At 61.8% G+C, this 24,668-nt stretch carries 25 protein-coding genes; 14 read left to right on the top strand and 11 right to left on the bottom strand.

Annotated features, from left to right (window positions below; all coding sequences use genetic code 11):
• Positions 1 to 40: 40 nt before the first annotated feature.
• From ABV589_RS10915 to ABV589_RS10905, 3 genes are all read left to right on the top strand, one after another.
• Positions 41 to 799 carry a DUF2076 domain-containing protein gene (locus ABV589_RS10915; protein WP_098965755.1) on the top strand — a complete coding sequence of 253 codons (759 nt, stop codon included), beginning with the start codon at positions 41 to 43 and terminating at the stop codon, positions 797 to 799.
• Positions 800 to 1,019: 220 nt separating this feature from the next.
• Positions 1,020 to 1,499 carry an NYN domain-containing protein gene (locus tag ABV589_RS10910; RefSeq protein WP_024780298.1) on the top strand — a complete coding sequence of 160 codons (480 nt, stop codon included), beginning with the start codon at positions 1,020 to 1,022 and terminating at the stop codon, positions 1,497 to 1,499.
• Between the two features lie 40 nt (positions 1,500 to 1,539).
• A complete protein-coding gene (locus ABV589_RS10905; protein ID WP_007963711.1) occupies positions 1,540 to 2,145 on the top strand; it encodes a 3'-5' exonuclease in 606 nt (201 codons plus the stop codon).
• Between the two features lie 135 nt (positions 2,146 to 2,280).
• Here ABV589_RS10905 and ABV589_RS10900 read toward each other — a convergent pair whose 3' ends face one another.
• Positions 2,281 to 2,733, bottom strand: coding sequence for an Lrp/AsnC family transcriptional regulator (locus tag ABV589_RS10900; protein ID WP_123588902.1), 453 nt, complete (start codon positions 2,731 to 2,733; stop codon positions 2,281 to 2,283).
• 163 nt (positions 2,734 to 2,896) lie between these two features.
• On the opposite strand from ABV589_RS10900, the gene yedA reads away from it, so the two are divergent.
• Positions 2,897 to 3,838: a drug/metabolite exporter YedA gene (gene yedA / locus ABV589_RS10895; protein WP_367085815.1), complete on the top strand. Its 942-nt coding sequence runs from the start codon at positions 2,897 to 2,899 to the stop codon at positions 3,836 to 3,838.
• Positions 3,839 to 3,904: 66 nt separating this feature from the next.
• Positions 3,905 to 5,245, top strand: a complete 1,341-nt coding sequence (locus tag ABV589_RS10890) for a DEAD/DEAH box helicase (RefSeq protein ID WP_367085814.1) — start codon at positions 3,905 to 3,907, stop codon at positions 5,243 to 5,245.
• A gap of 187 nt (positions 5,246 to 5,432) precedes the next feature.
• Here ABV589_RS10890 and ABV589_RS10885 read toward each other — a convergent pair whose 3' ends face one another.
• A complete protein-coding gene (locus ABV589_RS10885; RefSeq protein WP_367085813.1) occupies positions 5,433 to 6,680 on the bottom strand; it encodes a TIGR03862 family flavoprotein in 1,248 nt (415 codons plus the stop codon).
• 280 nt (positions 6,681 to 6,960) lie between these two features.
• Positions 6,961 to 7,881 carry a histone deacetylase gene (locus tag ABV589_RS10880; protein WP_329695815.1) on the bottom strand — a complete coding sequence of 307 codons (921 nt, stop codon included), beginning with the start codon at positions 7,879 to 7,881 and terminating at the stop codon, positions 6,961 to 6,963.
• Between the two features lie 82 nt (positions 7,882 to 7,963).
• Between ABV589_RS10880 and ABV589_RS10875 the strand changes: the two genes are divergently transcribed.
• From ABV589_RS10875 to ABV589_RS10865, 3 genes are all read left to right on the top strand, one after another.
• The gene (locus ABV589_RS10875) at positions 7,964 to 8,533 is read left to right on the top strand and encodes a GNAT family N-acetyltransferase (RefSeq protein WP_367086190.1); all 570 of its coding nucleotides are present in this window, start codon (positions 7,964 to 7,966) and stop codon (positions 8,531 to 8,533) included.
• Positions 8,534 to 8,638: 105 nt separating this feature from the next.
• On the top strand, positions 8,639 to 9,508 hold the full coding sequence (gene tesB / locus ABV589_RS10870; RefSeq protein ID WP_003228466.1) for an acyl-CoA thioesterase II: 870 nt from the start codon (positions 8,639 to 8,641) through the stop codon (positions 9,506 to 9,508).
• Positions 9,505 to 10,098, top strand: a complete 594-nt coding sequence (locus ABV589_RS10865; protein WP_367085811.1) for an HAD family hydrolase — start codon at positions 9,505 to 9,507, stop codon at positions 10,096 to 10,098. The genes tesB and ABV589_RS10865 overlap by 4 nt, the downstream gene beginning before the upstream one ends.
• Positions 10,099 to 10,215: 117 nt before the next feature.
• On the opposite strand, the gene ABV589_RS10860 is transcribed toward ABV589_RS10865, so the two are convergent.
• The 4 genes from ABV589_RS10860 to ABV589_RS10845 all read right to left on the bottom strand — a co-directional run bounded on the left by ABV589_RS10860 (position 10,216) and on the right by ABV589_RS10845 (position 14,803).
• Positions 10,216 to 11,166, bottom strand: a complete 951-nt coding sequence (locus ABV589_RS10860; protein ID WP_367085810.1) for an alpha/beta fold hydrolase — start codon at positions 11,164 to 11,166, stop codon at positions 10,216 to 10,218.
• Entirely contained in the window at positions 11,167 to 12,057 is an 891-nt protein-coding gene (locus ABV589_RS10855; protein WP_027612863.1) for a neutral zinc metallopeptidase, read from the bottom strand.
• Positions 12,058 to 12,246: 189 nt separating this feature from the next.
• Complete coding sequence (locus ABV589_RS10850; RefSeq protein WP_367085809.1) at positions 12,247 to 13,080, bottom strand: aldo/keto reductase; 834 nt, start codon at positions 13,078 to 13,080, stop codon at positions 12,247 to 12,249.
• Positions 13,064 to 14,803, bottom strand: coding sequence for an FAD-dependent oxidoreductase (locus ABV589_RS10845; protein WP_367085808.1), 1,740 nt, complete (start codon positions 14,801 to 14,803; stop codon positions 13,064 to 13,066). The genes ABV589_RS10850 and ABV589_RS10845 overlap by 17 nt, the downstream gene beginning before the upstream one ends.
• Before the next feature lie 175 nt (positions 14,804 to 14,978).
• Between ABV589_RS10845 and ABV589_RS10840 the strand changes: the two genes are divergently transcribed.
• From ABV589_RS10840 to ABV589_RS10825, 4 genes are all read left to right on the top strand, one after another.
• Positions 14,979 to 15,755 (top strand): IclR family transcriptional regulator, encoded by a 777-nt coding sequence (locus ABV589_RS10840; RefSeq protein WP_367085807.1) that lies wholly within the window; start codon positions 14,979 to 14,981, stop codon positions 15,753 to 15,755.
• 219 nt (positions 15,756 to 15,974) lie between these two features.
• The gene (locus tag ABV589_RS10835) at positions 15,975 to 17,036 is read left to right on the top strand and encodes a Gfo/Idh/MocA family oxidoreductase (protein ID WP_367085806.1); all 1,062 of its coding nucleotides are present in this window, start codon (positions 15,975 to 15,977) and stop codon (positions 17,034 to 17,036) included.
• Positions 17,037 to 17,038: 2 nt separating this feature from the next.
• Positions 17,039 to 17,854: a sugar phosphate isomerase/epimerase gene (locus ABV589_RS10830; protein WP_367085805.1), complete on the top strand. Its 816-nt coding sequence runs from the start codon at positions 17,039 to 17,041 to the stop codon at positions 17,852 to 17,854.
• 64 nt (positions 17,855 to 17,918) lie between these two features.
• Entirely contained in the window at positions 17,919 to 18,797 is an 879-nt protein-coding gene (locus ABV589_RS10825) for a DMT family transporter (protein WP_007963736.1), read from the top strand.
• Between the two features lie 115 nt (positions 18,798 to 18,912).
• Here the strand turns inward: ABV589_RS10825 and ABV589_RS10820 are convergent, their stop codons facing one another.
• Together ABV589_RS10820 and ABV589_RS10815 are read right to left on the bottom strand one after the other, a co-directional pair.
• Positions 18,913 to 20,250 (bottom strand): MFS transporter, encoded by a 1,338-nt coding sequence (locus tag ABV589_RS10820; protein ID WP_204895969.1) that lies wholly within the window; start codon positions 20,248 to 20,250, stop codon positions 18,913 to 18,915.
• Positions 20,251 to 20,361: 111 nt separating this feature from the next.
• On the bottom strand, positions 20,362 to 20,595 hold the full coding sequence (locus tag ABV589_RS10815; RefSeq protein ID WP_367085804.1) for a hypothetical protein: 234 nt from the start codon (positions 20,593 to 20,595) through the stop codon (positions 20,362 to 20,364).
• On the opposite strand from ABV589_RS10815, the gene quiC reads away from it, so the two are divergent.
• Both quiC and ABV589_RS10805 read left to right on the top strand, forming a co-directional pair.
• A complete protein-coding gene (quiC, locus tag ABV589_RS10810; RefSeq protein ID WP_367085802.1) occupies positions 20,594 to 22,495 on the top strand; it encodes a 3-dehydroshikimate dehydratase QuiC in 1,902 nt (633 codons plus the stop codon). The two genes, ABV589_RS10815 and quiC, sit on opposite strands and share 2 nt — an antisense overlap.
• A gap of 102 nt (positions 22,496 to 22,597) precedes the next feature.
• Positions 22,598 to 23,275, top strand: coding sequence for a TetR family transcriptional regulator (locus ABV589_RS10805; RefSeq protein WP_007963740.1), 678 nt, complete (start codon positions 22,598 to 22,600; stop codon positions 23,273 to 23,275).
• A gap of 79 nt (positions 23,276 to 23,354) precedes the next feature.
• On the opposite strand, the gene ABV589_RS10800 is transcribed toward ABV589_RS10805, so the two are convergent.
• Positions 23,355 to 24,209: a shikimate dehydrogenase gene (locus ABV589_RS10800; protein WP_367085800.1), complete on the bottom strand. Its 855-nt coding sequence runs from the start codon at positions 24,207 to 24,209 to the stop codon at positions 23,355 to 23,357.
• Positions 24,206 to 24,655: a type II 3-dehydroquinate dehydratase gene (gene aroQ, locus ABV589_RS10795; protein ID WP_025108744.1), complete on the bottom strand. Its 450-nt coding sequence runs from the start codon at positions 24,653 to 24,655 to the stop codon at positions 24,206 to 24,208. The genes ABV589_RS10800 and aroQ overlap by 4 nt, the downstream gene beginning before the upstream one ends.
• Between the last annotated feature and the right edge of the window lie 13 nt (positions 24,656 to 24,668).

Here is a 24,668-nt window from a genome sequence, read left to right as displayed (position 1 = left end):
GACACGGGCAACGTTATCCCCGGCAATCTACGAGGTCGCCATGAACAGCGAAGAGCAAACCCTGATCGATGGACTGTTTTCCCGGCTGCAACAGGCCGAAACGGAGGCAGCCCCGCGCGACGCCCAGGCCGAGGCGCGGATCAAGGAACACCTGACCCGCCAGCCGGCGGCAGGTTATTTCATGACCCAGGCGATTCTGGTGCAAGAGGCGGCCATCAAGAGCCTCGACGAACAGAACAAGCAGCTGACCCAACAAGTCCAGCAATTGCAGGCTGAACTGCAAGCGGCCAAGTCCCAGAGCGCGGCCCCGGCGCCAAGCGGCGGCGGTGGTTTCCTGTCGAGCATCTTCGGCGGCGGCAGCTCGCGTCCAGCGCCGACCCAGAGCGCTCCGGCCTCCACCGGCGGCTGGCGTGAACCGGCGCCACAACAGAACTACGCTGCGCCAGCGCCACAACAGAACTACGCCGCGCCACCGCCCAACTATGCGCAGCAAGCAGCCCCGGCCGCGGGCAGCAGCTTCCTCGGCGGCGCCCTGAAAACCGCGGCTGGCGTGGCCGGTGGGGTGATGCTGGCACAGGGCATCAGCAGCCTGTTCCATCACAACCAGCAGCCCGAAGAAATTGTTGAAGTGATCAAGGAAGAGCCGGCGCAAGTGGCTGACCAGAGCGGCAACGACTGGGGCAATGACCAGCGTGTGGCCGATAACGGTTTCTCTGGCAATGATCAGGGCGGGTTTACCGACACTGATTACAGCGATGACAACTCGTCGTTCTTCGATGACGACGATTCGTTCGTCTGACTAACGGTCAGGCATCGAACCTTGTGGCGAGGGAGCTTGCTCCCGCTGGACTGCGCAGCAGGCCCTTCTTTTAAAGACAGGGTCGCTGCGCAACCCAGCGGGACGGTGCGACGATTCGACAAGCTCCCTCGCCACACTGCTTTTTACTGGCATACTGAGCGCCTTTTTCGGGCCCGGCGCCTGATCCCGCTTTGGGCGCTGTGCGCTCACAGGAATTCCGGTGAAAAAAATCGCAGTGTTCGCCGACGTGCAGAACCTCTACTACACCGTGCGTCAGGCCTATGGTTGCCATTTCAACTACGCCGCACTGTGGGCTGACATCAGCAAGCAGGGGCAGATCGTCGAGGCCTATGCTTACGCCATCGATCGTGGCGACAGCAAACAACAGCAGTTCCAGCAGATCCTGCGCAACCTCGGTTTCACCGTGAAACTCAAACCCTACATCCAGCGCAGCGATGGCTCGGCCAAGGGCGACTGGGACGTGGGCATCACCCTCGACATCATGGACGCCGCCGACCACGTCGACGAGGTCGTCCTGGCCTCCGGTGACGGTGACTTTGACATGCTGCTCGAACGCATCATCAGCAAGCACGGCGTACAGGCAGTGGCCTACGGCGTGCCGGGCCTGACAGCCAACTCGCTGATCCGCGCCGCCAGCCGTTATGTGCCGATCGAAGGCGCACTGCTGTTGAAAAACTGAGCGTTGCTCAAGAATTGATTTGAACGGAGTTGAACCCGGTTTGGAACGCATTGCAGTCATCGACTTTGAAACCACCGGCCTGTCGCCGAACAGCAGCTGTCGCGCCACGGAAATTGCCGTGGTCATGCTGGAAAACGGCCGCATCGTCGAGCGTTATCAAAGCCTGATGAACGCCGGCGTCCGCGTTCCTGCGTTTATCGAACAACTGACCGGCATCAGCAACGCCATGCTGCGCACCGCGCCTGCGGCGGAGCGGGTCATGGAAGAGGTCAACGAGTTCGTTGGCTGCACGCCGCTGGTCGCGCACAACGCCTCGTTCGACCAGAAGTTCTGGGACTTCGAGCTGGGGCGAATCAAACGCACCCGATTGCAGAACTTCGCCTGTTCGCTGCTGCTGGCCCGCCGCCTGATGCCGGCGGCGCCGAATCACAAGCTCGGGACTCTCACCACTTTCGCCCGCCTGCCGCACACCGGCCAGGCGCACAGGGCGATGGCGGATGCGGAGATGGCGGCCAACCTGATGGCGCACCTGGCGGATGAACTGCGCAGCAAGCATGGCGTACGTGAACTGTCCCACGACCTGCTGTGCAAACTGCAGAAAGTCCCGGCGGCCAAGGTCAGCGAACACCTGCAGCGCTATCGCTGATCCCCAGCCCGACACAGAACCCCTGTAGGAGCTGCCGAAGGCTGCGATCTTTTGATCTTGCTTCTAAAAGTCAAAGTCAAAGTCAAAAGATCGCAGCCTTCGGCAGCTCCTACAGGGGCGTTTCGGTGGGGCTGATTACTTGCCGTTGCTTTCGATATGGCTCAACGGCACGCGCTTTTCGATCGCGCTCGACAACACAATCGAAGTCTTGCTGAAGCCAAACTTCGCCACGCGATTGATCAGCTCCTCCAGCTCCGTCATCGACCCCACCGCACCCTTCATCATCACGCACGGATCGCCGGTCACTCGAAAGCACTCGGTGAGTTGCGGGATTTTCACCAGTTCGTCGTAGACCTTCTGGCTGCCGTTCTGGTGCAGGCGCAATTCGATCATGCACTGGATCGGCAAGCCGATTTTCGACAGGTCGATGTTCGCCTGATACCCGGTGATCACCCCGGCCGCTTCAAGCTTGGCCACGCGCTCGGCCACGGCGGGGGCGGACAGGTTCACTTTGCGCGCCAGGTCGGCGTAGGACGCGCGACCGTTTTCCAACAGGGCGCTGAGCAGCATGCGGTCGTATTTGTCCAAGGCCGGACTCCTGAAATTGCCAGACTTTCGAAATCACGGTTTAGCCCGTCGATCTCCGTTGTTTCAAAAGTGTACCGGCGTGATAAACAGGTTTTGTAGCTTATTTTTGCTCGCGGGCCTTTCTAGAATAATTCACACCCTGCCTCTGACTGTCGAGCTGCCCATGCCTGCCTTGCGCCGTTTTTCCTTGCCGTTGATCGCCGCGTTTTTTGCGCTGTACGTGATTTGGGGATCGACCTATCTGGTGATCCGCCTCGGCGTCGAATACTGGCCGCCGCTGATGCTCGGCGGGGTACGCTTCGTGATTGCCGGCAGCCTGATGTACGCCTTCCTGCGCTGGCGCGGGGCGCCGGCGCCGACCTGGGCACAGTGGAAAGCGGCGGGGATCATCGGGATTCTGCTGCTCAGTTTCGGTAACGGCGCGGTCAGTGTCGCCGAGCACACCGGCGTGGCTTCCGGCGTGGCGGCACTGGCGGTGGCGACGGTGCCGTTGTTCACGTTGCTCTTCGGCTATTTCTGGGGCGCGCGCAATACTCGCCTGGAGTGGGCCGGGGTGGCGTTGGGAATTGTCGGCATCGCCATGCTCAACATGGGCTCGAACCTGCAATCGAGTCCGCTGGGTGCGGCGCTGCTGATTTTTGCGGCGGCGACCTGGGCGTTCGGTTCGGTGTGGAGCAAACATCTGCCATTGCCGCAGGGAGCGATGGCCAGTGCCGTGGAGATGCTGGTGGGCGGCGTGGTGCTGCTGATCGGCAGCGCGGTCAGTGGCGAACACCTGCAAGCCTTGCCGCCGGTGGAGGGCTGGCTGGCCCTGGGCTACCTGATTTTCTTCGGCTCGATCATCGCCTTCAATTCCTACATGTACCTGCTCAAGCACGTGCGTCCGGCGGCGGCCACCAGTTATGCCTACGTCAACCCGGCGGTGGCAGTGTTGCTGGGGATCGTGTTTGTCGGCGAGACCATTGGCATGGAAGAAGCGCTGGCGATGCTGGTGATCATCAGTGCGGTGGTGCTGATCGGTCTGCCACAGTGGCGGCGGCCGGCGCAGCCGCTCGTCGTGGAGCCGGCGAACACCGCCGTCGGAGCAGAACAGCGTGTGAATTAGGGTAAACTGCGCGCCATTGCACACTCGTGTCGCACAATTGCGCTGAATTTTTCCTACGGTACTCCCATGACTTTCGCCACCCTTGGCCTGATCGAACCCTTGCTGCGCTCCCTCGAGAAGCTCGGCTACCAGACCCCGACGCCGGTGCAGGCGCAGGCCATTCCGGCTGTGCTGGCCGGTCGCGACCTGATGGCCGCGGCCCAGACCGGCACCGGCAAGACCGCCGGTTTCGCCTTGCCGCTGCTGCAACTGCTGGCGATGGAAGGGCCGAAAGTCACCGCCAACTCGGTGCGTGCGCTGATTCTGGTGCCGACCCGCGAGCTGGCGGAGCAGGTTCATGAGTCGGTGCGCCAATACGCTGAAAACCTGCCATTACGCACGTATGCGGTGTACGGCGGCGTCAGCATCAACCCGCAGATGATGAAGTTGCGCGGCGGCGTTGATGTGCTGGTCGCCACGCCGGGTCGCCTGATCGACCTGTTCCGCCAGAACGCGTTGAAACTCGATCAGTTGCAAACCCTGGTGCTGGATGAAGCCGACCGCATGCTCGACCTGGGCTTCTCCGAAGAACTGGCGAACATTTACCGCATGCTGCCGAAAAAGCGTCAGACGCTGCTGTTCTCTGCGACTTTCTCCGATGACATCCGCCTGCTGGCCGGGCAGATGCTCAACGATCCGCTGAGCATCGAAGTCAGCCCGCGCAACGTCGCGGCCAACACCGTCAAGCAGTGGGTGGTGACGGTGGACAAGAAGCGCAAGCCGGAACTGTTCGTGCACCTGATGCGCAAGAACAAGTGGAAGCAGGTGCTGGTGTTCGCCAAGACTCGCAACGGTGTGGATGCGCTGGTGGAAAAACTCCAGGGCCTGGGTGTGAATGCCGACGGCATCCACGGTGACAAACCGCAGGCCACCCGTCAGCGTGCACTGGATCGTTTCAAACTCAGCGAAGTGCAGATTCTGGTGGCGACCGACGTCGCGGCTCGGGGGCTGGACATCGAAGACCTGCCGCTGGTGGTCAACTTCGACCTGCCGATCGTCGCCGAGGATTACATTCACCGCATTGGTCGTACCGGCCGTGCCGGTGCGACCGGCGAGGCGATTTCGCTGGTGTGTGCCGATGAAGTGAATCTGCTGTCGGCGATCGAGATGCTCACGCGTCAGACCTTGAAGCGCCACAACGAACCGGACTTCGAACCCGAGCACCGCGTGCCGGATACCGACGCCAGTGGTCAGGTGATCAAGAAGCCGAAAAAGCCGAAAAAGCCGAAGACGTCCGGCGGCGGTGGCGGCAAGCGCAATCTCGGCAAGTGGGTCGACAGCGGTGAGACTCAGGCGCCGGAGCCTTCGATCAAGCCTGTGCGTAAAGTGCCGGTGTTCAATACCGGGCCGCGCAAGCGCAAGCCTTAAAGCCAAAAGCCCCTCACCCTAACCCTCTCCCGGAGGGAGAGGGGACTGATTGGGGGATGCTTGAATTCTACGCCGACCTGATTCTGCTGCTGTGAATCCACAATCGACTCGGTCTTTCAGGTCGATGTGTTACGCCATACACCTCGGTCGGCTCCCTCTCCCTCGGGGAGAGGGTTGGGGTGAGGGTTCAGGCAGGCACCTCGGACTTGAGCCACTGCAACATTCCAATCCCCGCCGCCCGCCCGCTGGCAAAACACCCGGTCAGCAGATAGCCACCGGTCGGCGCTTCCCAATCGAGCATCTCCCCCGCACAAAACACCCCCGGCAACGCCTTGAGCATCAAGCGCTCATCCAGCGCCTCGAACGTCACTCCACCGGCACTGCTGATGGCTTCGTCCAGCGGCCGCGCTTTCACCAACGTCAGCGGCAACGCCTTGATCGCCCGCGCCAACAACGCCGGATCAGCGAAGGTTGCCGCGTCAGTCAGTTCACGCAACAACGCCGCTTTCACCCCATCAATTCCGACCTGACTGTGCAGATGCTTGGCCATCGAACGCGAACCGCGCGGTTTGCTCAACGCTGCCTGCAATTTATCCACAGGTCGGCCGGGCAACAGATCGATGTGCACCGTGGCTGAACCCTGCGTATTGATCGCCTCGCGAATCGGTGCCGACAGCGCATAGATCAGGCTGCCTTCAACTCCGGTAGCGGTAATCACGCATTCGCCCAAGCGCGGGATATCGTCGTTCAAACCGATGGCGACATTTTTCAGCGGTGAGCCGGCGAATTTGCTGACAAGGAACTCGCTCCAGGCCTGCACCTCGAAGCCGCAATTGCTCGGCTGCAATGGCGCCAGTCCTACGCCGCGTTGCTCCAGGGGCAGCATCCATGCGCCATCCGAACCCAGCCGCGACCAACTGCCGCCGCCGAGGGCGAGCAGGGTGGCGTCGGGTTTGACGGTGATTTCGCCTTCGGCGCTGGCGATGCGCAGTGCGCCGTGTGCATCCCATCCGAGCCAGCGATGGCGGGTGTGGATCACCACGCCGCTGTCGCGCAGGCGTTTGAGCCAGGCGCGCAACAGCGGGGCGGCTTTCATGTCGGTGGGGAACACCCGGCCGGAGCTGCCGATGAAGGTCTCGATGCCCAGCTCATGAATCCAGCGGCACAACGCGTCGGCATCGAAGCCGCGCAGCAAGGGCGCGATCTGCGGTGCGCGTTCGGCGTAGCGCGCGAGGAACGCCGGGTAAGGTTCAGAATGGGTGATGTTCATGCCGCCGACCCCGGCCAGCAGAAACTTGCGCCCCACCGAGGGCATGCCGTCGTACAGATCGACGCGCACGCCGGCCTGGCTCAGCACTTCGGCGGCCATCAGGCCGGCGGGGCCACCGCCGATGATGGCGACGTGAGCGGGGAGGGGGGCGGAGGTCTGGGTCATGGCGTGCGCTGCGGTATGGCGGGATGAGGCGCGCATTCTAACAGCCGGGATCCGTGTAGGAGCTGCCGCAGGCTGCGATCTTTTGATCTTGGCCTTGAGAAAACAAAGATCAAAAGATCGCAGCCTGCGGCAGCTCCTACAAGGTGATCGAAGGTGAATTCCAGAATCTGGTTGAAAATTGATCAGTGCATTGGACGTCATAGCCGGTATGGCCTGTAGTGCCTTTCGCTCAGGTTATCCACAGGCCGTTCCACAGCGATTGTGGGTAACGCAGCACAGCTTAGTGACAACCGTGTGACGTCCAGACCCGTTGCGCGCTGTGATGCAGGATGCCGTGGCGGCGGGCGAGGGCGTGGCGATCCTTGCTGTAGCCGCCGCCGATCACGCCGACTACCGGGATGTCGCGGCCCAGGCAATGGCGCATCACGCTTTCATCGCGGGCGGCAACGCCTTCGTCTGTCAGCTGCAGATAACCGAGGGCGTCGTCCTTGTGCACATCGACCCCGGCGTCGTACAGCACCAGATCCGGTTGATAAAGCGGCAGCAGGTAGTTGAGCGTGTCATCCACCACTTTCAGATAATCGGCATCGCCCATGCCGTTGGGCAGCGGAATGTCCCAGTCGCTTTCGGCCTTGCGTGCCGGAAAATTCTTTTCGCAGTGCAGGGAAACGGTAATGGCCTCCGGCGTGTCGTGGAGGATTCGCGCGGTGCCGTCGCCCTGATGCACGTCGCAATCGAAGATCAGCACCCGGTTCACCCGACCGCTTTGCAGCAGGTAATGGCTGATGATCGCCAGGTCGTTGAAGATGCAGAACCCGGCCGGGTAGTCGTAGTGGGCGTGATGGGTGCCGCCGGCGAGGTGACAGGCCAGACCATGCTCAAGGGCTTTTTCCGCCGCCAGAATCGAGCCGCCGACCGCCCGCACCGTGCGCCGCGCCAAGGCTTCGTTCCACGGCAGGCCGAGGCGCCGCTGGTCTTCGCGGGACAACTCGCCGCTCATGTAACGTTCGATATAGCGACGGTCATGCGCCAGGGCGAGGATGTCGTTGGGGCAGATCTCGGGACGCAGCAGGTCGGCATCGCGGGTCAGGCCACTGTCGATCAGGTGGTCGCGCAGCAAACGGAACTTGTCCATCGGAAAGCGGTGATCCGCCGGAAACTCGGGGCTGTAGTCTTCGTGGTAGATCAGCGGCAGGGGCATGGCAACTTCATTCAGGAACGATGGAAAGAGTGAACGATCCTACCAGCGATGTAGACTTGCGGCATGGAAACGGAGGGGCATGATGGAGCCGATACTGCAACTGGAAAGTGCGCGATTACTGATGCGCCAATGGCAGGACGAGGATTTGCCGGCATTTGCGGCGATGTGTGCCGATCCGCAGGTCATGCGTTATTTTCCACAGCCCCTGAGCCGTCTGGAAAGTGCGTCGATGATCGGCCGGGTGCGCGGGCATTTTGCCGAGCACGGTTTCGGTCTGTGGGCGCTGGAGCGCAAGGACAGCGGTGAGTTCATCGGTTTCACTGGCCTGGGTGTGGTCGGTTTCGATGCGCCGTTCACCCCGGCGGTGGAAATCGGCTGGCGTCTCGCCAAGGAGCACTGGGGCCTGGGCTATGCCAGTGAAGCGGCGTGGACCGCTCTGCGGTGCGGCTTTGACCGGTTGTCGCTGAAGGAGATCGTGTCTTTCACCGCGCAGAGCAATCTGCCGTCGGAGAAAGTCATGCAGGCGATTGGCATGCAGCACGATCCGGCCGATGATTTCGATCACCCCAAACTTGCCGTCGATCACCCGTTGCGTCGGCATCTGTTGTACCGGATTACCAGGGAGCAATGGCTGCAAACCCTGCATGGCTAAGCCGACACGGACGTTTACAATGGCGCGACAGTGGCTCGCGCCAGAACCTGAATGGGCCGCCGCAGCCAAGACTGCGCGGCATAGCGTTGTGTGAGGAGAGTCTGAATGAGCCAAGTGTTGGAAGATCTGGTCGACCTGCTGACCCTGGAGCCGATTGAGGAAAACCTGTTCCGTGGCCGCAGCCAGGATCTGGGTTTCCGTCAGTTGTTCGGTGGTCAGGTACTCGGTCAGTCGCTGTCGGCGGCCAGTCAGACGGTTGAAGAGGCGCGCCACGTGCATTCGATGCACGGTTATTTCCTGCGTCCGGGCGACGCCAAGTTGCCAGTGGTGTATTCGGTGGATCGCGTGCGCGATGGCGGCAGTTTCAGTACTCGCCGGGTCACGGCCATCCAGAAGGGCCATCCGATCTTCACCTGCAGCGCTTCGTTTCAATATGACGAGGCAGGCTTCGAGCACCAGAGCCAGATGCCGGTGGTGGTCGGCCCGGAAAACCTGCCGTCGGAACTGGAACTGACCCAGCAACGCGCGCACCTGATTCCTGAGCACATGCGCGAAAAACTGCTGTGCCCGAAACCGATCGAAGTGCGCCCGGTCACCGAAAAAGATCCATACAACCCGCAACCGGCCGATCCGGTGAAGTACGTGTGGTTCCGTGCCGACGGTGCGTTGGCCGACATTCCGGCGCTGCACAAATACCTGCTGGCCTACGCTTCGGACTTCGGTTTGCTGACCACGTCGATGCTGCCGCACGGCAAGTCGGTCTGGCAAAAAGACATGCAGGTCGCCAGCCTCGATCACGCGTTGTGGTTCCACAACGATCTGCGCGCCGATGACTGGCTGCTCTATGCGATGGACAGCCCGTGGGCCGGCAATTCCCGGGGTTTCTCCCGTGGCAGCGTGTACAACCGCGCCGGGCAACTGGTGGCGTCGGTGACCCAGGAAGGCCTGATTCGTCACCGCAAGGACTGGGCATGAGCCTGAGCGATATGAAGCATTGGGTGTTCGACATGGACGGCACCCTGACCATCGCCGTGCATGACTTTGCGGCGATCCGCGTGGCGCTGGCGATTCCGCCCGAGGACGACATTCTTACGCATCTCGCGGCACTTCCCGCCGAGGAAGCCGCGGCGAAACATGCCTGGCTGCTGGAGCATGAACGCGATCTGGCGCTGGGTTCAAAACCGGCGACGGGTGCAGTGGAGCTGGTGCGCGATCTGCACGGGCGTGGCTATCGCCTCGGCATCCTGACCCGCAATGCGCGCGAGCTGGCGCATGTGACACTTGAAGCCATTGGCCTGGCCGACTGCTTCGCCGTGGACGATGTGCTGGGCCGCGATGAGGCACCGCCGAAGCCGCACCCCGGCGGGTTGCTGAAACTGGCGGAGGCGTGGAACGTGCCGGCAAGTGAGATGGTGATGGTCGGGGATTACCGCTTTGACCTGGATTGCGGGCGAGCGGCCGGGGCGCGGACGGTGCTGGTGAATCTGCCGGACAATCCGTGGCCGGAGCTGACGGATTGGCATGCGCAGGATTGTGTCGAGTTGCGGCGGATGCTTTCGGTCTGAGATCTTTATTGTCTGATCTGGCCTCATCGCGAGCAGGCTCACTCCTACAATTGGAATGCGTTTCCCCTGTAGGAGTGAGCCTGCTCGCGATGGCGCCTCAACAGTCACCACAAGTCATTAATCAAACAACGCTTTCTGCCCCTCCGGCGACGTCGACATCCCATCGCCGTTATGCCCGACCCCGGGCACTTCAACCAGCCGCTGATTGACCCCTTCCGGATGGCGACGCAGCAGGTAGCCGAAAAACAGCTTGCCGCGCTCCAGCCGATACGCGCCCTGGGCCTCGGCGGCGCAACTCTTGTCCAGCGCCGGATGTTGCGGGTCTATATCCTGCTGCCCCAGCAGATAAATCACTTCGCGTTTGATGTAGCTGCTCTCAAGCTGCAACGGCGTTTGCCCACCGGCGTATACCGGCATGTCTGCCAGACCGTACTTCCAGCGATTGAAACCCGGGCACTGTGCGTGATCGAACGCCACCGGCCGCTGTTCATTGAAATAAGCGTACGACGACGGATTGGCCACCACATAGCGCAGGCGAATGCCATTGGCCTTCAGCGCCGGCTGATCCTTGGCCAGCAGGGCGTAGCGCTGCACCACCTGGCCGCCACCGGAATGGCCGAAAATCACGATCTGCTGCACGTCCGGAAACTGCTTGCGGTCGCTGACCCGGGCGACGATGGCGTCGAGTGCGGCGTAGGAACTCAGCGGCTTCGGCCCTGTGGATAACCCGCCGCCCATCCACTCGTTGCCTTTCCAGCGCAGCAATGTGTTGGGCAGGGAGTACAAAGCGACATCGCTTTCGTTGAGAAACTGTGGCGCGATCACCAGCGTGTGCGCGGTTTGCCCGGCCAGTTCGGTGGCGCGCTCGGCACTCTTGCGATAGGTCTCGGCATTGCGCAGCCGACCGTGAATGACGATCAGCACCCGTTCGATTTTTTCCGGTGCCGGGCTGATGCCGACGGCCATTTCGCCGGCCTCGAACTGCAAGCGCCCGGGGCTGATGGCATCGACGCCTGCCGCGTGCGCGTTGCCGCCGATGATCAGTAAAGCCAGAAGCCATTTGCGCATTTACAAATTTTTCGCCGCGAAGGTATCGCACTGGCCGACCTGGCCCTGGGCGAAACCGGTTTTGAACCAGCGCACCCTCTGCGCCGACGTGCCATGGGTAAACGAGTCCGGTACCACGCGGCCCTGACCCTGTTGTTGCAGGCGATCATCACCGATGGCGTTGGCCGCATTCAAGGCCTCTTCGACGTCACCCGGTTCCAGCCAGTTCAGGCGCTTCTGCGCATGGTAGGCCCAGACGCCGGCCAGACAGTCGGCCTGCAATTCCTGACGCACCAGCAAACCACCGTCGCCCTGCATCTGCCGGCCCTGCTGACGGGCCGTCTGAATTTTTGCCGAGACGCCGAGCAGCGTCTGCACATGGTGGCCGACTTCGTGCGCGATCACGTAGGCCTGGGCGAAGTCGCCGGCGGCCTTGAAGCGCTGGGCCATTTCCTGGAAGAAGGCCATGTCCAGATAGACTTTCTGATCTGCCGGGCAATAGAACGGGCCGGTCGCCGAAGTCGCCAGACCGCAGGCGGAATTCACCCGGTTGCTGAACAGCACCAGGGTCGGGTCCTTATATTGGCGACCAGCCTGCTGGAAGATGGCGCCCCAGGTGTCTTCGGTATCGCCGAGGATCGAACGCACGAATTCGGCCTGCTGGTCGTTGGCCGGTGGCGCCTGACGCGTCTGCGTACTGGCCGGTGCCGATTGCTCGGTCATTTGCCCAGTGAGCTGGCCAAGGATCTGCAACGGATCCTGGCCGGTGATCCAGCCGATGCCGACGATCAGCAGGATCGCCCCCAGGCTCAGGCCTTTGCCGCCACCGAACCGCATGCCACCGCCGCCGCCGCTATCATCGCCACGGGCATCGACGACGTTGTCACTGCGTCGGCCTTTTTTCCATAGCATGTGCGAATCCTCTTTCTGTTCGTGGTGATGAGTGTTGCTGGTGTGGGAGTGTGGCGCCAGTCCGGTCGTCCGTCTATTGGCGTGCACGCAAACAGGCCCGGCCTCGGGTGACGAGGGCGGGCTTGTTATTGACGAGCGCGTGCGCGACTAATTCAATCCGTTGACGGATTTCTCTCGGCGCGCTGTGCCTTAGCGATCGAAGGCATCCCACACCGGGGCGAAATCCGGGCTGACCTGACGCTGATTCTTCGGCAGGGCGGCGATCAGTGCGCGGTCTTCAGCGTCCAGTTCAACCTGCAGCGAAGCCAGGTTCGCCAGTTGATTGGCGCGGCTGCTGGCTTTGGGAATCGCCGCGACGTTGGGCTGATCCAGCAGCCATTTCAACGCCACCTGAGTCGGCAGCACGCCGTGTTTTTTCGCGATCTGCTGAATCTGCGCAATGTCCGAGACCTTGTTGCGTGCCAGCGGCGTGTAGGCCGTCAGCGCCAGATCGTGTTGACGGGCGTAGTCGAGCAGGGCGTTCTGGCCGAGCAGGACGTGGTACTCGACCTGGATCGCTGACAGAGGGATGCCGTATTCCTCGACGACTTTGCGCAGCAACGGCAGCGGAAAATTCGCTACACCGATGTTGCGAGCCAGCCCCTGCTCCTTGAACGAAGCGAGGGTTTCAAGGGTGCGCGGCAGGTCCCAGTCGGTGGTCGGCCAATGGATCATGAACAGGTCGACGTACTCGCTGCGCAAGGCTTTGAGGCTTCGTTCCAGCGAGTGACGCATGGCGTCGGGTTGCAACTGGTCCCACCAGACCTTGGTGGTGACGTGAATCTGCTCGCGGGGTGTCGGTGTGTTCGCCAATGCTTGTCCGACCGCGTCTTCGTTGTTGTAGGCCGCTGCCGTGTCGATGTGCCGGTAGCCGAGTTCCAGCGCCTGCTCGACGGCACGGGTGCATTCGTCGCCGAGCATCGGCCAGGTGCCGAGGCCCAGTTTCGGCATGTTCAAACCCTGGGCGTTAACGATGTGCTGCATGGTCGATCTCCTGTTCGAAAGCAGTAATGCCGGCGATATGCCGGGCGGCGATGTAGCCGAAAGTCAGCGCCGGGCCGAGGTTGATCCCTCCCGCCGGATAGTGCCCGCCCATGATGCTGGCCATGTCGCCACCAGCCGCGTAGAGCCCGGCGATGGGCTGGGCATGGGCGTCGAGCACTTGCGCCTGCGGGTTGACCTTGAGCCCGGCGAAGGTGCCGAAGCAGCCCGGTTGCACTTTCACGGCATAAAAAGGGCCGGCCTCTATTGGGGCAACGCAAGGGTTGGGAAGGTTCGCCGGATCGCCCTGCTTGCGGTTGTAGGGCGTGGAACCGCGACCGAACAACGGGTCTTCGCCAAGGCCAGCCTGCAGGTTGTAGTGATCCACCGTGTGACGTAATCCAACGGGATCGATGCCGCAGGCGCTGGCCAATTCTTCAAGGGTGTTGCCGGTTTTCAGATAGCCGCTGCGGATAAACCCTGACACCGGAACGGGAAATGGCCGCGACATGCCCAGACCATATCGCCGTTGAAAGGCGCGGCTGCAGATCAGCCATGAGGCGACTTCCTCGCCTTCAGGGGCGGCGGCAACCATGGCGCTGACGTAGTCGTAGTAACCGTTGGCTTCGTTGACGAAGCGCTGGCCGTTGCGCAGTACGCCGATGATCCCCGGTTTGCCGCGTTCGATGATGTGCGGGAAATGGCCGATGCTGCCGTCGGCATGCGGCACTTGCGAGACCGGCGCCCAGGCCACGGGCGACGCCAGGTCGGTGTTGACCGTGGCGCCGACGCTTTCGCCCAGACGCAGGCCGTCGCCGTTCACCGCCAGCGGTGGCAGTGCCCAGTGTTCATGACCCGTGGGCGTGCGCGGAAACAAGGCCTTGCGCCGCTCGATGTCGTTGGCAAAACCGCCGGCGGCGAGCACCACGGCTTTGCGTGCCTGAATACGGATCGGGCCTTTGGCGCTGCTGACCACTGCACCGCAAACCCCTGCTTCATCGCGCAGTAGTTCGGTCACGGGTGCCGACTCCCATAACAAAACGCCAAGGTCCTCGGCGGACTTCGCCAGCCTTGCAACCAGCGCCACACCGTTGACCAATTGCATGGCCCTGCCGTGTACCGCCAGATCGAGCAAGTGTCGGGTAAAACGCCGGGTTACATGCCACGCGGCTTTCAGCGATCGGCTGAGATTGAGGAACGCCGCAAGGTCGGCGCCGGCCATGATTGGCATGCCCATGAAGGACGTTTCGCGCATGGTTGTACGCAGGCGCTTGAGCAGGCGTCCGACTTGTCGTCCGTCGTAAGGCGCCGCGATCACCGAGCGACCGCCCGTGCCGGCGCCGGGTGTATCGCCATGAATGTCGGCAATGGCGTTGCCATCGGCGAATTGCAGGGCGGTGTGCTGTTCGAAGAACGCCACCATGTGTGGCGCGGCAGTGAGGAAAGCGTCGACCATTGCCGGGTCGTAATGCTCGCCAAGTTCATGGCGCAGGTACGTGCGCGGTTGCTCGACGTCTTCGACGATGCCGGCGCGCCGGGCCAGCGGATTGCACGGCACCCATGCCCAGCCCCCGGACCACGCAGTGGCACCACCAAACACCGGGTCTTTCTCGACGACGATGATTTTCAGACCGTGCCAAGCGGCAGTGACCGCTGTGGATAAACCGGCGGCACCGGAGCCGACGACCAGAACGTCGCAGTCGATTTCGGGAAGTTCGGCAGGCATCAGGCAAAGCTCCGGATCTGGTTTTATTGGAATTTGATTCCAGAAATTAACCAATGAGGTGCGAATGCAACAAGGTGTGTTTCAGTAAAGTGGGCGGTTATCGCACGGCCAGTTCCGGATTTCGCTTTGTCTCGGATGTCTTCTAGAATCGGCAAAATTTCACTTGGACCTTCCCATGGCCGGCAGTCAGATCGAACGGGTTTTCAGCGTGCTGGAAAGCCTCACCAGTGAGCCGCGCGGGCTGCCGATGCAGACCCTGGCCGAGCAACTGGATATCCCGAAAAGTGCCACTCATCGCATGCTTGCGGAGCTGATCCGGCTGGGCTACGTGCGGCAGAATGCCGACACTTTGCGCTATCACCTGTCGACCAAACTGGTGGCGATGGGGTTTCAGTACCTGTCGAGCAGCGGTGCCGACATCGTGCAACCGGTGCTGGATCGACTGGCTCAGGAAACCGGCGAGCTGGTGCGTCTGGGGGTGATCGATGGCGAGCGCCAGACCTGGATCGCCAAGGCGCAGGGCGCACGGACAGGCCTGCGTTATGACCCGGACATGGGCCGCGACGCGCCGTTGTTCTACACCGCTTCCGGGAATGCGTGGCTGGCCTGCATGAGCGATGCCGAAGCATTGTCGCTGGTTGAGCGCCAGGGCGTGGAAGTACCGGTAGGCGTGGGGCCGAATGCGCCGCGCTCCAATATCGAACTGCTGGAACGCCTGCGTCTGGCGCGAGAGCAGGGGTATGCGTGTGTCGAGGAAAGTTCGGCGGTGGGCACCTCGGCGATTGCCGCGGTGGTCAAGCATCCGGTTGACGGGCGGGTGATCGGTGTACTGAGCATTGCCGGGCCAAGCGCGCGGATGCCCGGCGCGCGGCTGCACGAATTGGCGCCGTTGCTGCTGACGTTCACTGAGGAATTGTCGGCGGCGAGTCTGGCATCGGAATTGTTCGTGTGACCTGTCCCCTGTAGGAGTTGCCGAAGGCTGCGATCTTTTGATCTTGAAAATCAAAGTCAAAAGATCGCAGCCTGCGGCAGCTCCTACAGGTTGAGCGTCGTGTATGAAGTTGTGCGGTGTTCGCACGGTTTTCCCATCACTGGGTGTTTGATTGTGGAACGCGGTTCTAAATTGTTGCTGGAGTGACATTTCCAACAACAATCACAAAAGGATCGCGCCTTGACTCCGCCCCTTCGTATCGCCCTGATCGGCGCTGGCAACATGGGCCAGCAGCATTACCAGCACCTGCAAACCCTCGAAGAAGCCCGGTTGTGCGCAGTGGCCGATCCCGGCCCGCAGGCTCCCGCGCTGGCGGCGCAGTGGGGCGTGGCGTATTTCGCTGATCATCGGCAGATGCTGGAGCAGGTGCGGCCCGACGCGGTGATCGTGGCCAATCCGAATAATCAGCACGTCAGCACGGCGCTGGATTGCCTCGCCGCCGGGGTTGCGGTGCTGCTGGAGAAACCGGTGGGCGTGCACCTGGATGAGGTGCGTGATTTGGTGGCGGCAGTCAAACGCAGTGGCGTGCCGGTGCTGGTCGGCCATCATCGGCGGCACAATCCGTTGATCGTGCGCGCCCACCAATTGCTGCGCAGCGGCGCGCTCGGGCGCCTGACCACGGTTACCGCGCTGTTCCAGTTACGCAAACCCGACCGTTATTTCGAGGTCCCGTGGCGCCGTGAGCCGGGGGCGGGCCTGTTGCTGACCAATCTGATTCATGACCTCGACCTGCTGCGTCACCTGTGCGGTGAAGTGCAGGCGGTGCAGGCCGTCACCGACAACGCAGTGCGTGGTTTTGCCAACGAAGACAGCGTGGCGCTGTTACTGCAATTTGCCGACGGTGCACTCGGTACGCTGAGCGGTTCCGATGCAGTCGCCGCGCCGTGGAGCTGGGAGCTGAATTCCGGAGAGAACCCGGTCTATCCGCGTCAGGTCGATCAGCCGTGTTATCTGCTGGCGGGTACCGCCGGGGCGCTGAGCCTTCCGCAACTCAAGCGCTGGCATTACCCTGCCGATCAAGTCGATGCCGGTTGGCACGAACCGTTGATTGCGGTGCAAGAACATTGCGCGACCGGGGATGCTTTGCGGTTGCAGCTGGAGCATTTTGTGCAGGTCGCGCGGCGTGAAGTCGAACCCTTGGTCAGTGCCGCCGATGCCGCGCGAACATTGGCACTGGTCGAGGCGATTCGCGAGGCGGCGGCCAGCGGTCGTGCCTGTTCCCCAGCAGCGGTCGAGGCGTGAGCATGAACGAACGAATTCTGTCTCTGGCCAGCCTCACCGTACTCGAGTTGTCACCGCCGCAAATGGTCGAGGTGGCGGCGCGTGCTGGTTACAGCCATGTCGGCCTGCGCCTGGAGCCGGCGACGCCTGAGGAATATCACTTTCCATTGGTGGCCGATGGCGGTTTACGGCGTCAGACGCTGGCGCGTTTGCGCGACACTGGCATCGCTGTGCTCGACGTGGAAATCCTGCGTCTGAAACCGCAAACCGTGGTCGCCGATTTCGACAAGCTGCTGGCCGTCGGCGCGGAGTTCGGCGCCAGTGAATTACTGGTCGCCGGCAATGATCCTGACGAGCAACGGCTCACCGACAACTTTGCCGCGCTGTGTGATCTGGCGGCGCCTTACGGTTTGCATCCGCATCTGGAGTTCATGCCCTGGACCGATGCGTGCAATCTCGAGCAGGCGTTGCGCATCGTTGCCAGTGCTGACCGGGAAAATGCCGCGGTGCTGGTCGATGCCTTTCATTTCGATCGCTCCGGTTCACGGCTGGAGGACCTGGCCAGCGTTGCGCCCGCGCGCCTGCGTTATGCGCAATTGTGCGATGTGGCGGGACCGCGACCGGCGGACATGGCCGAGATCTTGCGTCAGGCGCGCAATGAGCGGCGGTTTCCCGGCGAGGGCGATTGTGACCTGCACGGTTTGTTGCGCAGTCTGCCAGCTAATATTCCCCTGAGCCTGGAGATCCCCACGGTAAAACTGCTGGAGCAGGGTGTAAGCGGATTGCAAAGAGCGCAGATGGCGCTCGACAGGACGCGGGAATTGTTGGCGCAGTTGTAAGTCAGTTTTTGTGGCGGGGCGCCAGCGTCCCCGTCACTGTTTATTTTTCCTTCAGAGATATCCAATGACCGTCAGCACCCCGCTCTCCGGTGTCAACCAACCCTTCAAGGGGATCTTGCTGATTGTCGTGGCGACTTTCCTGTTCTCCAGCCACGATGCGCTGTCGAAATACCTCTCGGGTTTCTACCCGATCGTCATGGTGGTGTGGGCGCGGTATCTGGTGCACACCTTGCTGATGGCGGGGATTTTCCTGCCGCAGTCCGGGCTGCGCGTGCTGCGCACCAAACGGCCGTTATGGCAGTTGGCGCGGGCGCTGTGCCTGCTCGGCACCAGTCTGTTTTTCACCACGGCGCTGCTGTACATCCCGCTGGCCGAGGCCACGGCGGTCAACTTTCTTGCGCCGGTGCTGGTGACGGCGTTGTCGGTGCCGTTGCTCAAGGAGCGGGTGACGCGCGGGCAGTGGATCGCGGTGATCTGCGGTTTTATCGGAGTGTTGATCATCGTCCATCCGGGCGGCGAGCTGTTCACCCCGGCGGTGCTGCTGCCGTTCTGCTCGGCGCTGTTTTTCTGCTTCTATCAACTGCTGACGCGCAAGCTGAGTGAGGTCGACAGTCCGACCACCAGCAACTTCTTCGCCGGTCTGTGCAACACGCTGGTGATGAGTGCGCTGGTGCCGTTCTTCTGGCAAGTGCCGACCTTGTCGCACGCCGTGTTGATGCTGGCGCTGGGCAGCTGCGGGATGACTGCGCATCTGTTTCTGACCCAGGCGTTTCGCCACGCGGCACCGGCCCTGCTGGCGCCGTTCGGTTATTGCCAGATCGTGTTCGCGGGGCTGCTGGGGTGGGTGGTGTTCAACCACACGCCGAGTCTGCTGACGGTGATCGGGATTGCGGTGATCTGCTGCAGCGGCCTGGCGGCGGCTTGGCAACAAAGCCGTCGCTGAAGGATCCACAAATTCCTGTGTAGGAGCTGCGGCACGCTGCGATCTTTTGATCTTCAAAATCAAGATCAAAAGATCGCAGCGTGCCGCAGCTCCTACAAGGGGAGGGGTAGGCCGGTTATTCGGTGACGTCTGGAATCTTGCGCGGGGCCATGAAGTACATCCAGGTCAGCGCGAGGAAGTACATCGCCGGGATCAGTGTGAACAGCACCGTGTAGTTGTTATTGGTGACGGTCAGGATGTGGCCGACGATCTGAGTCATGAACATCCCGCCGATCGCGGCGCACATACCGCCGAAACCGAACACAGTGCTCATCATGTGCTTGGGCGTGTAGTCCATCACCAGGCTCCAGATGTTCGCAGTCCAGGCCTGATGCGCGCCGATGGCCAGAGAGATTGCCGCGACGGCGACCCACAGATTGCTCGAACCGGCGGCCATGACCACGCCGATGATGCAGCAGGCGAACAGGAACATCGACAGCAGTCGCGCCTTGATCGAGTTCATGCCGCGACCGATCAGGAACGAAGACAGGATGCCGCCACCGACGCTGCCGAAGTCGGCCGTCACGTAAATGATGATCAGCGGAATACCCATCTGGGTGACGTTGATGCCCAGGTTGTATTGCTGATTGAGAAACGGCGGCAGCCAATACAGGTAGAACCAGAACACCGGCGCCGTCAGCGAATAGGCGAGGGCGAACGCCCAGGTGCCGCGCATGCGCAAGATGCGTGAGAACGGGACGCGGGCCTGTTCCGGTTCGACTTCCTGCTGGATGTAGTCGAGTTCGGATTTCTTCACACGTGGATGGTCTTCCGGGTTGAAGTATTTCAGGCCCCAGAACAGCAGCCAGATCCCGCCCAGTGCCGACATGCACAGGAACGCCGCCTGCCAGCCCCACACGTGCAGGATCAGCGGCAGCAGCATCGGCGTGAACATCGCGCCAACGTTGGTGCCGGCGTTGAAGATACCGGTGGCCACGGCGCGTTCACCGGCCGGGAACCACAGGCGCGTAGTTTTCACGCAGGCCGGGTAGTTGGCCGCTTCGGTCAGGCCGAGAATAAAGCGGCAGACCATGAAGCCGACCGCCGACGTTGCCAGACCGTGAGCGCCGGTGGCCAGGCTCCAGAGCAGCACCGCGCAGAAGAACACGCGCTTGACGCCGACCCGGTCGATCAGGCGTCCCTGCAGGACGAAGCCGATGGCGTAGCCGACCTGGAACCAGAAGTTGATGTTGGCGTAATCCATCGCCGTCCAGCTCATTTCCTTGGCGAGGATCGGCTGCATGACGCCGAGGGCGGCGCGGTCGATGTAGTTCAGGGTCGTGGCGAAAAACACCAGCGCCAGCATGCCCCAACGGGTCTTGCCGACGGCCATGGCGCCGCGGATCTTGTCGCCGATGCCACCCGTGGCAGTGCTCATGGCCGGGGCCATGCGGGAAGTCTGTGAAGGAATCATTGTTCCACCCGTTTTTGAATTTGTTATGTGGTGTTGTTTGCACGCACTGCGACCGAAGGTTCATTTCCGGACTCAATGTGGAGTCGATGGTGGGCAGTGGACGAAAAATCGTCAATTCGCCGAAACGCCATAGTGTTCGATAATCGCACGCAAAACTAACCGGCTGGTACACTTTAAATTGCTGCTGAAGACGATGCAGCCAATAATTTCCTCACGATAAAAAACGGGCCTCTGCAGGCGCTGCCGAAGGCTGCGATCTTTGTTTGTGAAGATCAAAGGATCGCAGCCTTCGGCAGCTCCTACAGGGACGCGTGACAAGACGATCTCCATCGGGAGTAGAAACATGCAGCGTTCCATTGCCACCGTTTCCCTGAGCGGCACCCTGCCGGAAAAGCTTGAAGCCATTGCCGCCGCCGGGTTCGACGGGGTCGAGATCTTTGAAAACGATCTTCTGTATTACGACGGCAGTCCGCGGGAAATCAGGCAGATGTGCGCTGACCTGGGGATCGCCATCACCCTGTTCCAGCCGTTCCGCGATTTTGAAGGCTGCCGCCGTGATCGTCTGGCGCGCAATCTGGAACGGGCCGAGCGCAAATTTGACCTGATGCAGGAACTGGGCACCGATCTGGTATTGGTCTGCAGCAACGCCTCGGCGGACAGCGTCGGCGACCGGCAGATTCTCGTCGATGACCTGCGGCTGCTGGCTGAACGTGCCGGCGTTCGCGGGTTGCGCATCGGCTATGAAGCGCTGGCCTGGGGCCGGCACGTCAATACTTATCAACAGGTCTGGGACATCGTCCGCCAGGCCGATCACCCGGCACTCGGCGTGCTGCTCGACAGCTTTCACACCTTGTCGCTGAAAGGTGATCCAGGCGCGATCGCCGACATTCCAGGCGACAAGATCTTCTTCGTGCAAATGGCCGACGCGCCGATCCTCGCCATGGATGTCCTGGAGTGGAGCCGGCATTTCCGTTGCTTCCCGGGGCAGGGCGAGTTCGATCTGCCGGGGTTCCTCGCGCCGATCATCCAGAGCGGTTACACCGGGCCGTTGTCGCTGGAAATCTTCAACGATGGCTTCCGCGCCGCGCCGCCACGGGCCAATGCCGCCGATGGTCTGCGGTCGCTGCTGTATCTGGAGGAGAAAACCCGCCAGCGTCTGGAGCAGCAGGTAACGCCGGTGAGTAACCGCGACATCCTCTTCGAAACGCCAAAGGCCAGCGAGTACAACGGCATCGAGTTTCTTGAGTTCGCCGTAGACGAAAGCCTCGGCGCCAAACTGAGCAACTGGCTGGAACGCCTGGGTTTCGTCAAGGCCGGGCAACACCGCTCCAAGAGTGTGAGCCTGTTGCGTCAGGGCGATATCAACCTGATCCTTAACGCCGAACCGTATTCGTTCGGCCACAGTTTCTTCGAGGCCCATGGCCCGTCGCTGTGCGCCACTGCCGTGCGGGTCAAGGATAGCGCCAGCGCTCTGGCCCGCGCCGTTGCCTACAAAGGCCAGCCCTATCGCGGGCTGGTCGGCCCCAACGAACTGGAACTGGCCGCCGTACGCGCGCCGGACGGCAGCCTGATTTATCTGGTGGATGAAGCGGCGGACGTTTATGGCACCGACTTCAATCTGCTGCCGAACGCTCAGGCCCGTGGCGGCCTCAAGCGCATTGATCACATGGCCATGGCGTTGCCGGCGGACAGCCTCGACAGTTGGGTGCTGTTCTACAAGAGCCTGCTGGACTTCGAGGCCGATGATGAAGTGGTACTGCCCGACCCTTACGGCCTGGTGAAGAGCCGCGCGTTGCGCAGCCGCGACAGCTCGATCCGTCTACCGCTGAACATCTCCGAGAATCGCAACACCGCGATCTCCCATGCGCTGTCGAGTTATCGCGGCTCGGGCGTGCATCACATCGCCTTCGATTGTGACGACATCTTCGCCGAAGTCAGTCGCGCCAAGGAGGCCGGTGTGCCGCTGCTGGATATCCCGCTGAACTATTACGACGACCTCGCTGCGCGCTTCGATTTCGACGACGAATTCCTCAGCGAGCTGGCGTACTACAACGTGCTCTACGACCGCGACGCGCAGGGCGGCGAGCTGTTCCACGTGTACACCGAGCCGTTCGAGGGACGCTTCTTCTTCGAGATCATCCAGCGTAAAAACGGTTATGCCGGTTATGGTGCGGCGAACGTCGCGGTCCGTCTGGCGGCGATGGCCAAATCACGCAGCGGCGCCGTGCGTCAGGCGAAGTTGTAGGAAATTCGTAAACGCGGGATTAAACACGAGCCGCGTGGCTTCCTTCACTGTGCAGCGCGGCCCATAATCGCCAACCTGTGCAGTGATGGCCGTGAGCCCGCAATGACAATGACTTCAGAACTTCCCGCCGCTCCCGTCGAATCCGGCATCGAGCCGCGCAAGAGTCGCAAGAACAACCCGGAAAAGACCCGCGAGAACATCCTGCAGGAGGCGATCGTCGAGTTCGTCCAGCAGGGCTTGTCCGGCGCCCGCGTCGACGCGATCGCCGAGCGTATCCACACCTCCAAACGCATGATCTATTACTACTTCGGCAGTAAGGAACAGTTGTACGTCGAGGTGTTGGAGAAGCTTTACGGGGACATCCGCAGCACCGAAAACCGCCTGCACCTGGCCGAGTTGCCGCCGGTGGTGGCGATCCGCCGACTGGTGGAGTTCACCTTTGATCACCACGACCGCAACGTCGATTTCGTGCGCATCGTCTGTATCGAAAATATCCACAACGCCGAGTTCGTGAAGCGTTCCGATGCGATCAAGGCTATGAACAACACGATCCTCGATTCGCTGGGCGAGATTTTGCGCCGTGGTGCTGAAGAAGGCGTGTTCCGCGCAGGCCTTGACGCGCTGGACGTGCACCTGTTGATCAGCTCGTTCTGCTTCTATCGCGTCTCGAACCGCCATACGTTCGGTGAGATTTTTCAGATCGACCTGCCGGATGAAAGCATCAAGCAGCGTCATCGCGAGATGATCTGCGAGTCGGTGTTGCGCTACTTGCAGCCGTGACAAGCAAAAGATCGCAGCCTTCGGCAGCTCCTACACAAGGCCCTGTAGGAGCTGCCGAAGGCTGCGATCTTTTGATCTTTTAAACGTTCATGCTTTGAAAATGCGCCAGCATCCGCTGCGCATCCGGCACCACGCCGCTGAACAGCTCAAACGCCTTAACTGCCTGAAACACCGCCATGTTGCCGCCGTCCAGCGTGCGGCAACCCAGCGCGCGGGCGTTGCGCAGCAGCTCGGTTTCCAGCGGGAAGTAAACGATCTCCGCGACCCACAGTTCCTTGCGCAGCAACTCCACCGGCACCGGCATCCCCGGCAGTTTGGCCATGCCCATCGGCGTGGTGTTCACCAGGCCATCGGCCTGATTCAGCGTGCCCGGCAGATCACGCCCGGCCAGCGCGCGGCCTGAGCCGAAATGCTGGTTGAGGTTGTTCGCCAGACTCTCGGCGCGTTCGCGGTCGACGTCGAAAATGCTCAGCTGCTGTACGCCTTCACTCAACAGCGCGTGGGCCACCGCCGCCCCTGCTCCCCCGGCGCCCATCTGGACCACACGTTCACGCGCAGCGTCCTTCAGGCCCCGACGAAAACCTTCGGCAAAACCCAGGCAATCGGTGTTGTGGCCGATGCGCTTGCCATCCTTGAGCACCACCGTGTTGACCGCGCCGATGCCTTGGGCTTCCGGCGACAGCTCATCGAGCAGCGGGATGATCGACTGCTTGCACGGGAAAGTGATGTTCAGACCGGTGTAGTTCATCCGTTCGGCGGCCTGCAGCAAGTCGGGCAGGGCGTTGCTGTCCAGATGCAACTGATCGAGGTCGATCAGCCGATACAGGTAACGCAGGCCTTGGGCATCGCCTTCGTGTTCATGCAGGGCTGGCGTGCGCGAGGCCTGAATGCCCGCACCGATCAGTCCGGCGAGTATTACGTTCTTGCGGATCATGCTGCGCGTCCTTTCAGCCGTTGACTGAAATGCTCCAACGCCAGGCGATAGCCATGGCTGCCGAAGCCGCACATCACCGCCGTAGCGATGGCAGAAACGAAGGAGTGATGGCGGAACGGCTCACGCGCATGCACGTTGGACAGGTGCACTTCGATCACCGGCAACTCACTGGCCACCAGCGCGTCGCGGATTGCCACCGAGGTGTGTGTCCACGCCGCCGGGTTGATCACGATCCCGGCGCAACGGCCGCGTGCCGCATGAATCCAGTCGAGCAATTCGCCTTCGTGATTGGTCTGGCGAAACTCCACGGCCAAGCCGAATTCTTCGGCAGCGCGGCCGCACAGAGCAGAAATATCAGCCAGGGTTTCGTGACCGTAGGTCGCCGGTTCACGAGTGCCGAGCAGGTTCAGGTTCGGGCCGTTGAGCACCAGAACGATAGGGGGCATGGGGGCAAACTCC

The sequence above is a fragment of the Pseudomonas sp. HOU2 genome (genome assembly GCF_040729435.1).
GTDB lineage: Bacteria > Pseudomonadota > Gammaproteobacteria > Pseudomonadales > Pseudomonadaceae > Aquipseudomonas.
The sequence above is the reverse complement of the archived record's forward strand: the minus strand, read 5'-3'. Positions and strand labels throughout refer to the sequence as shown.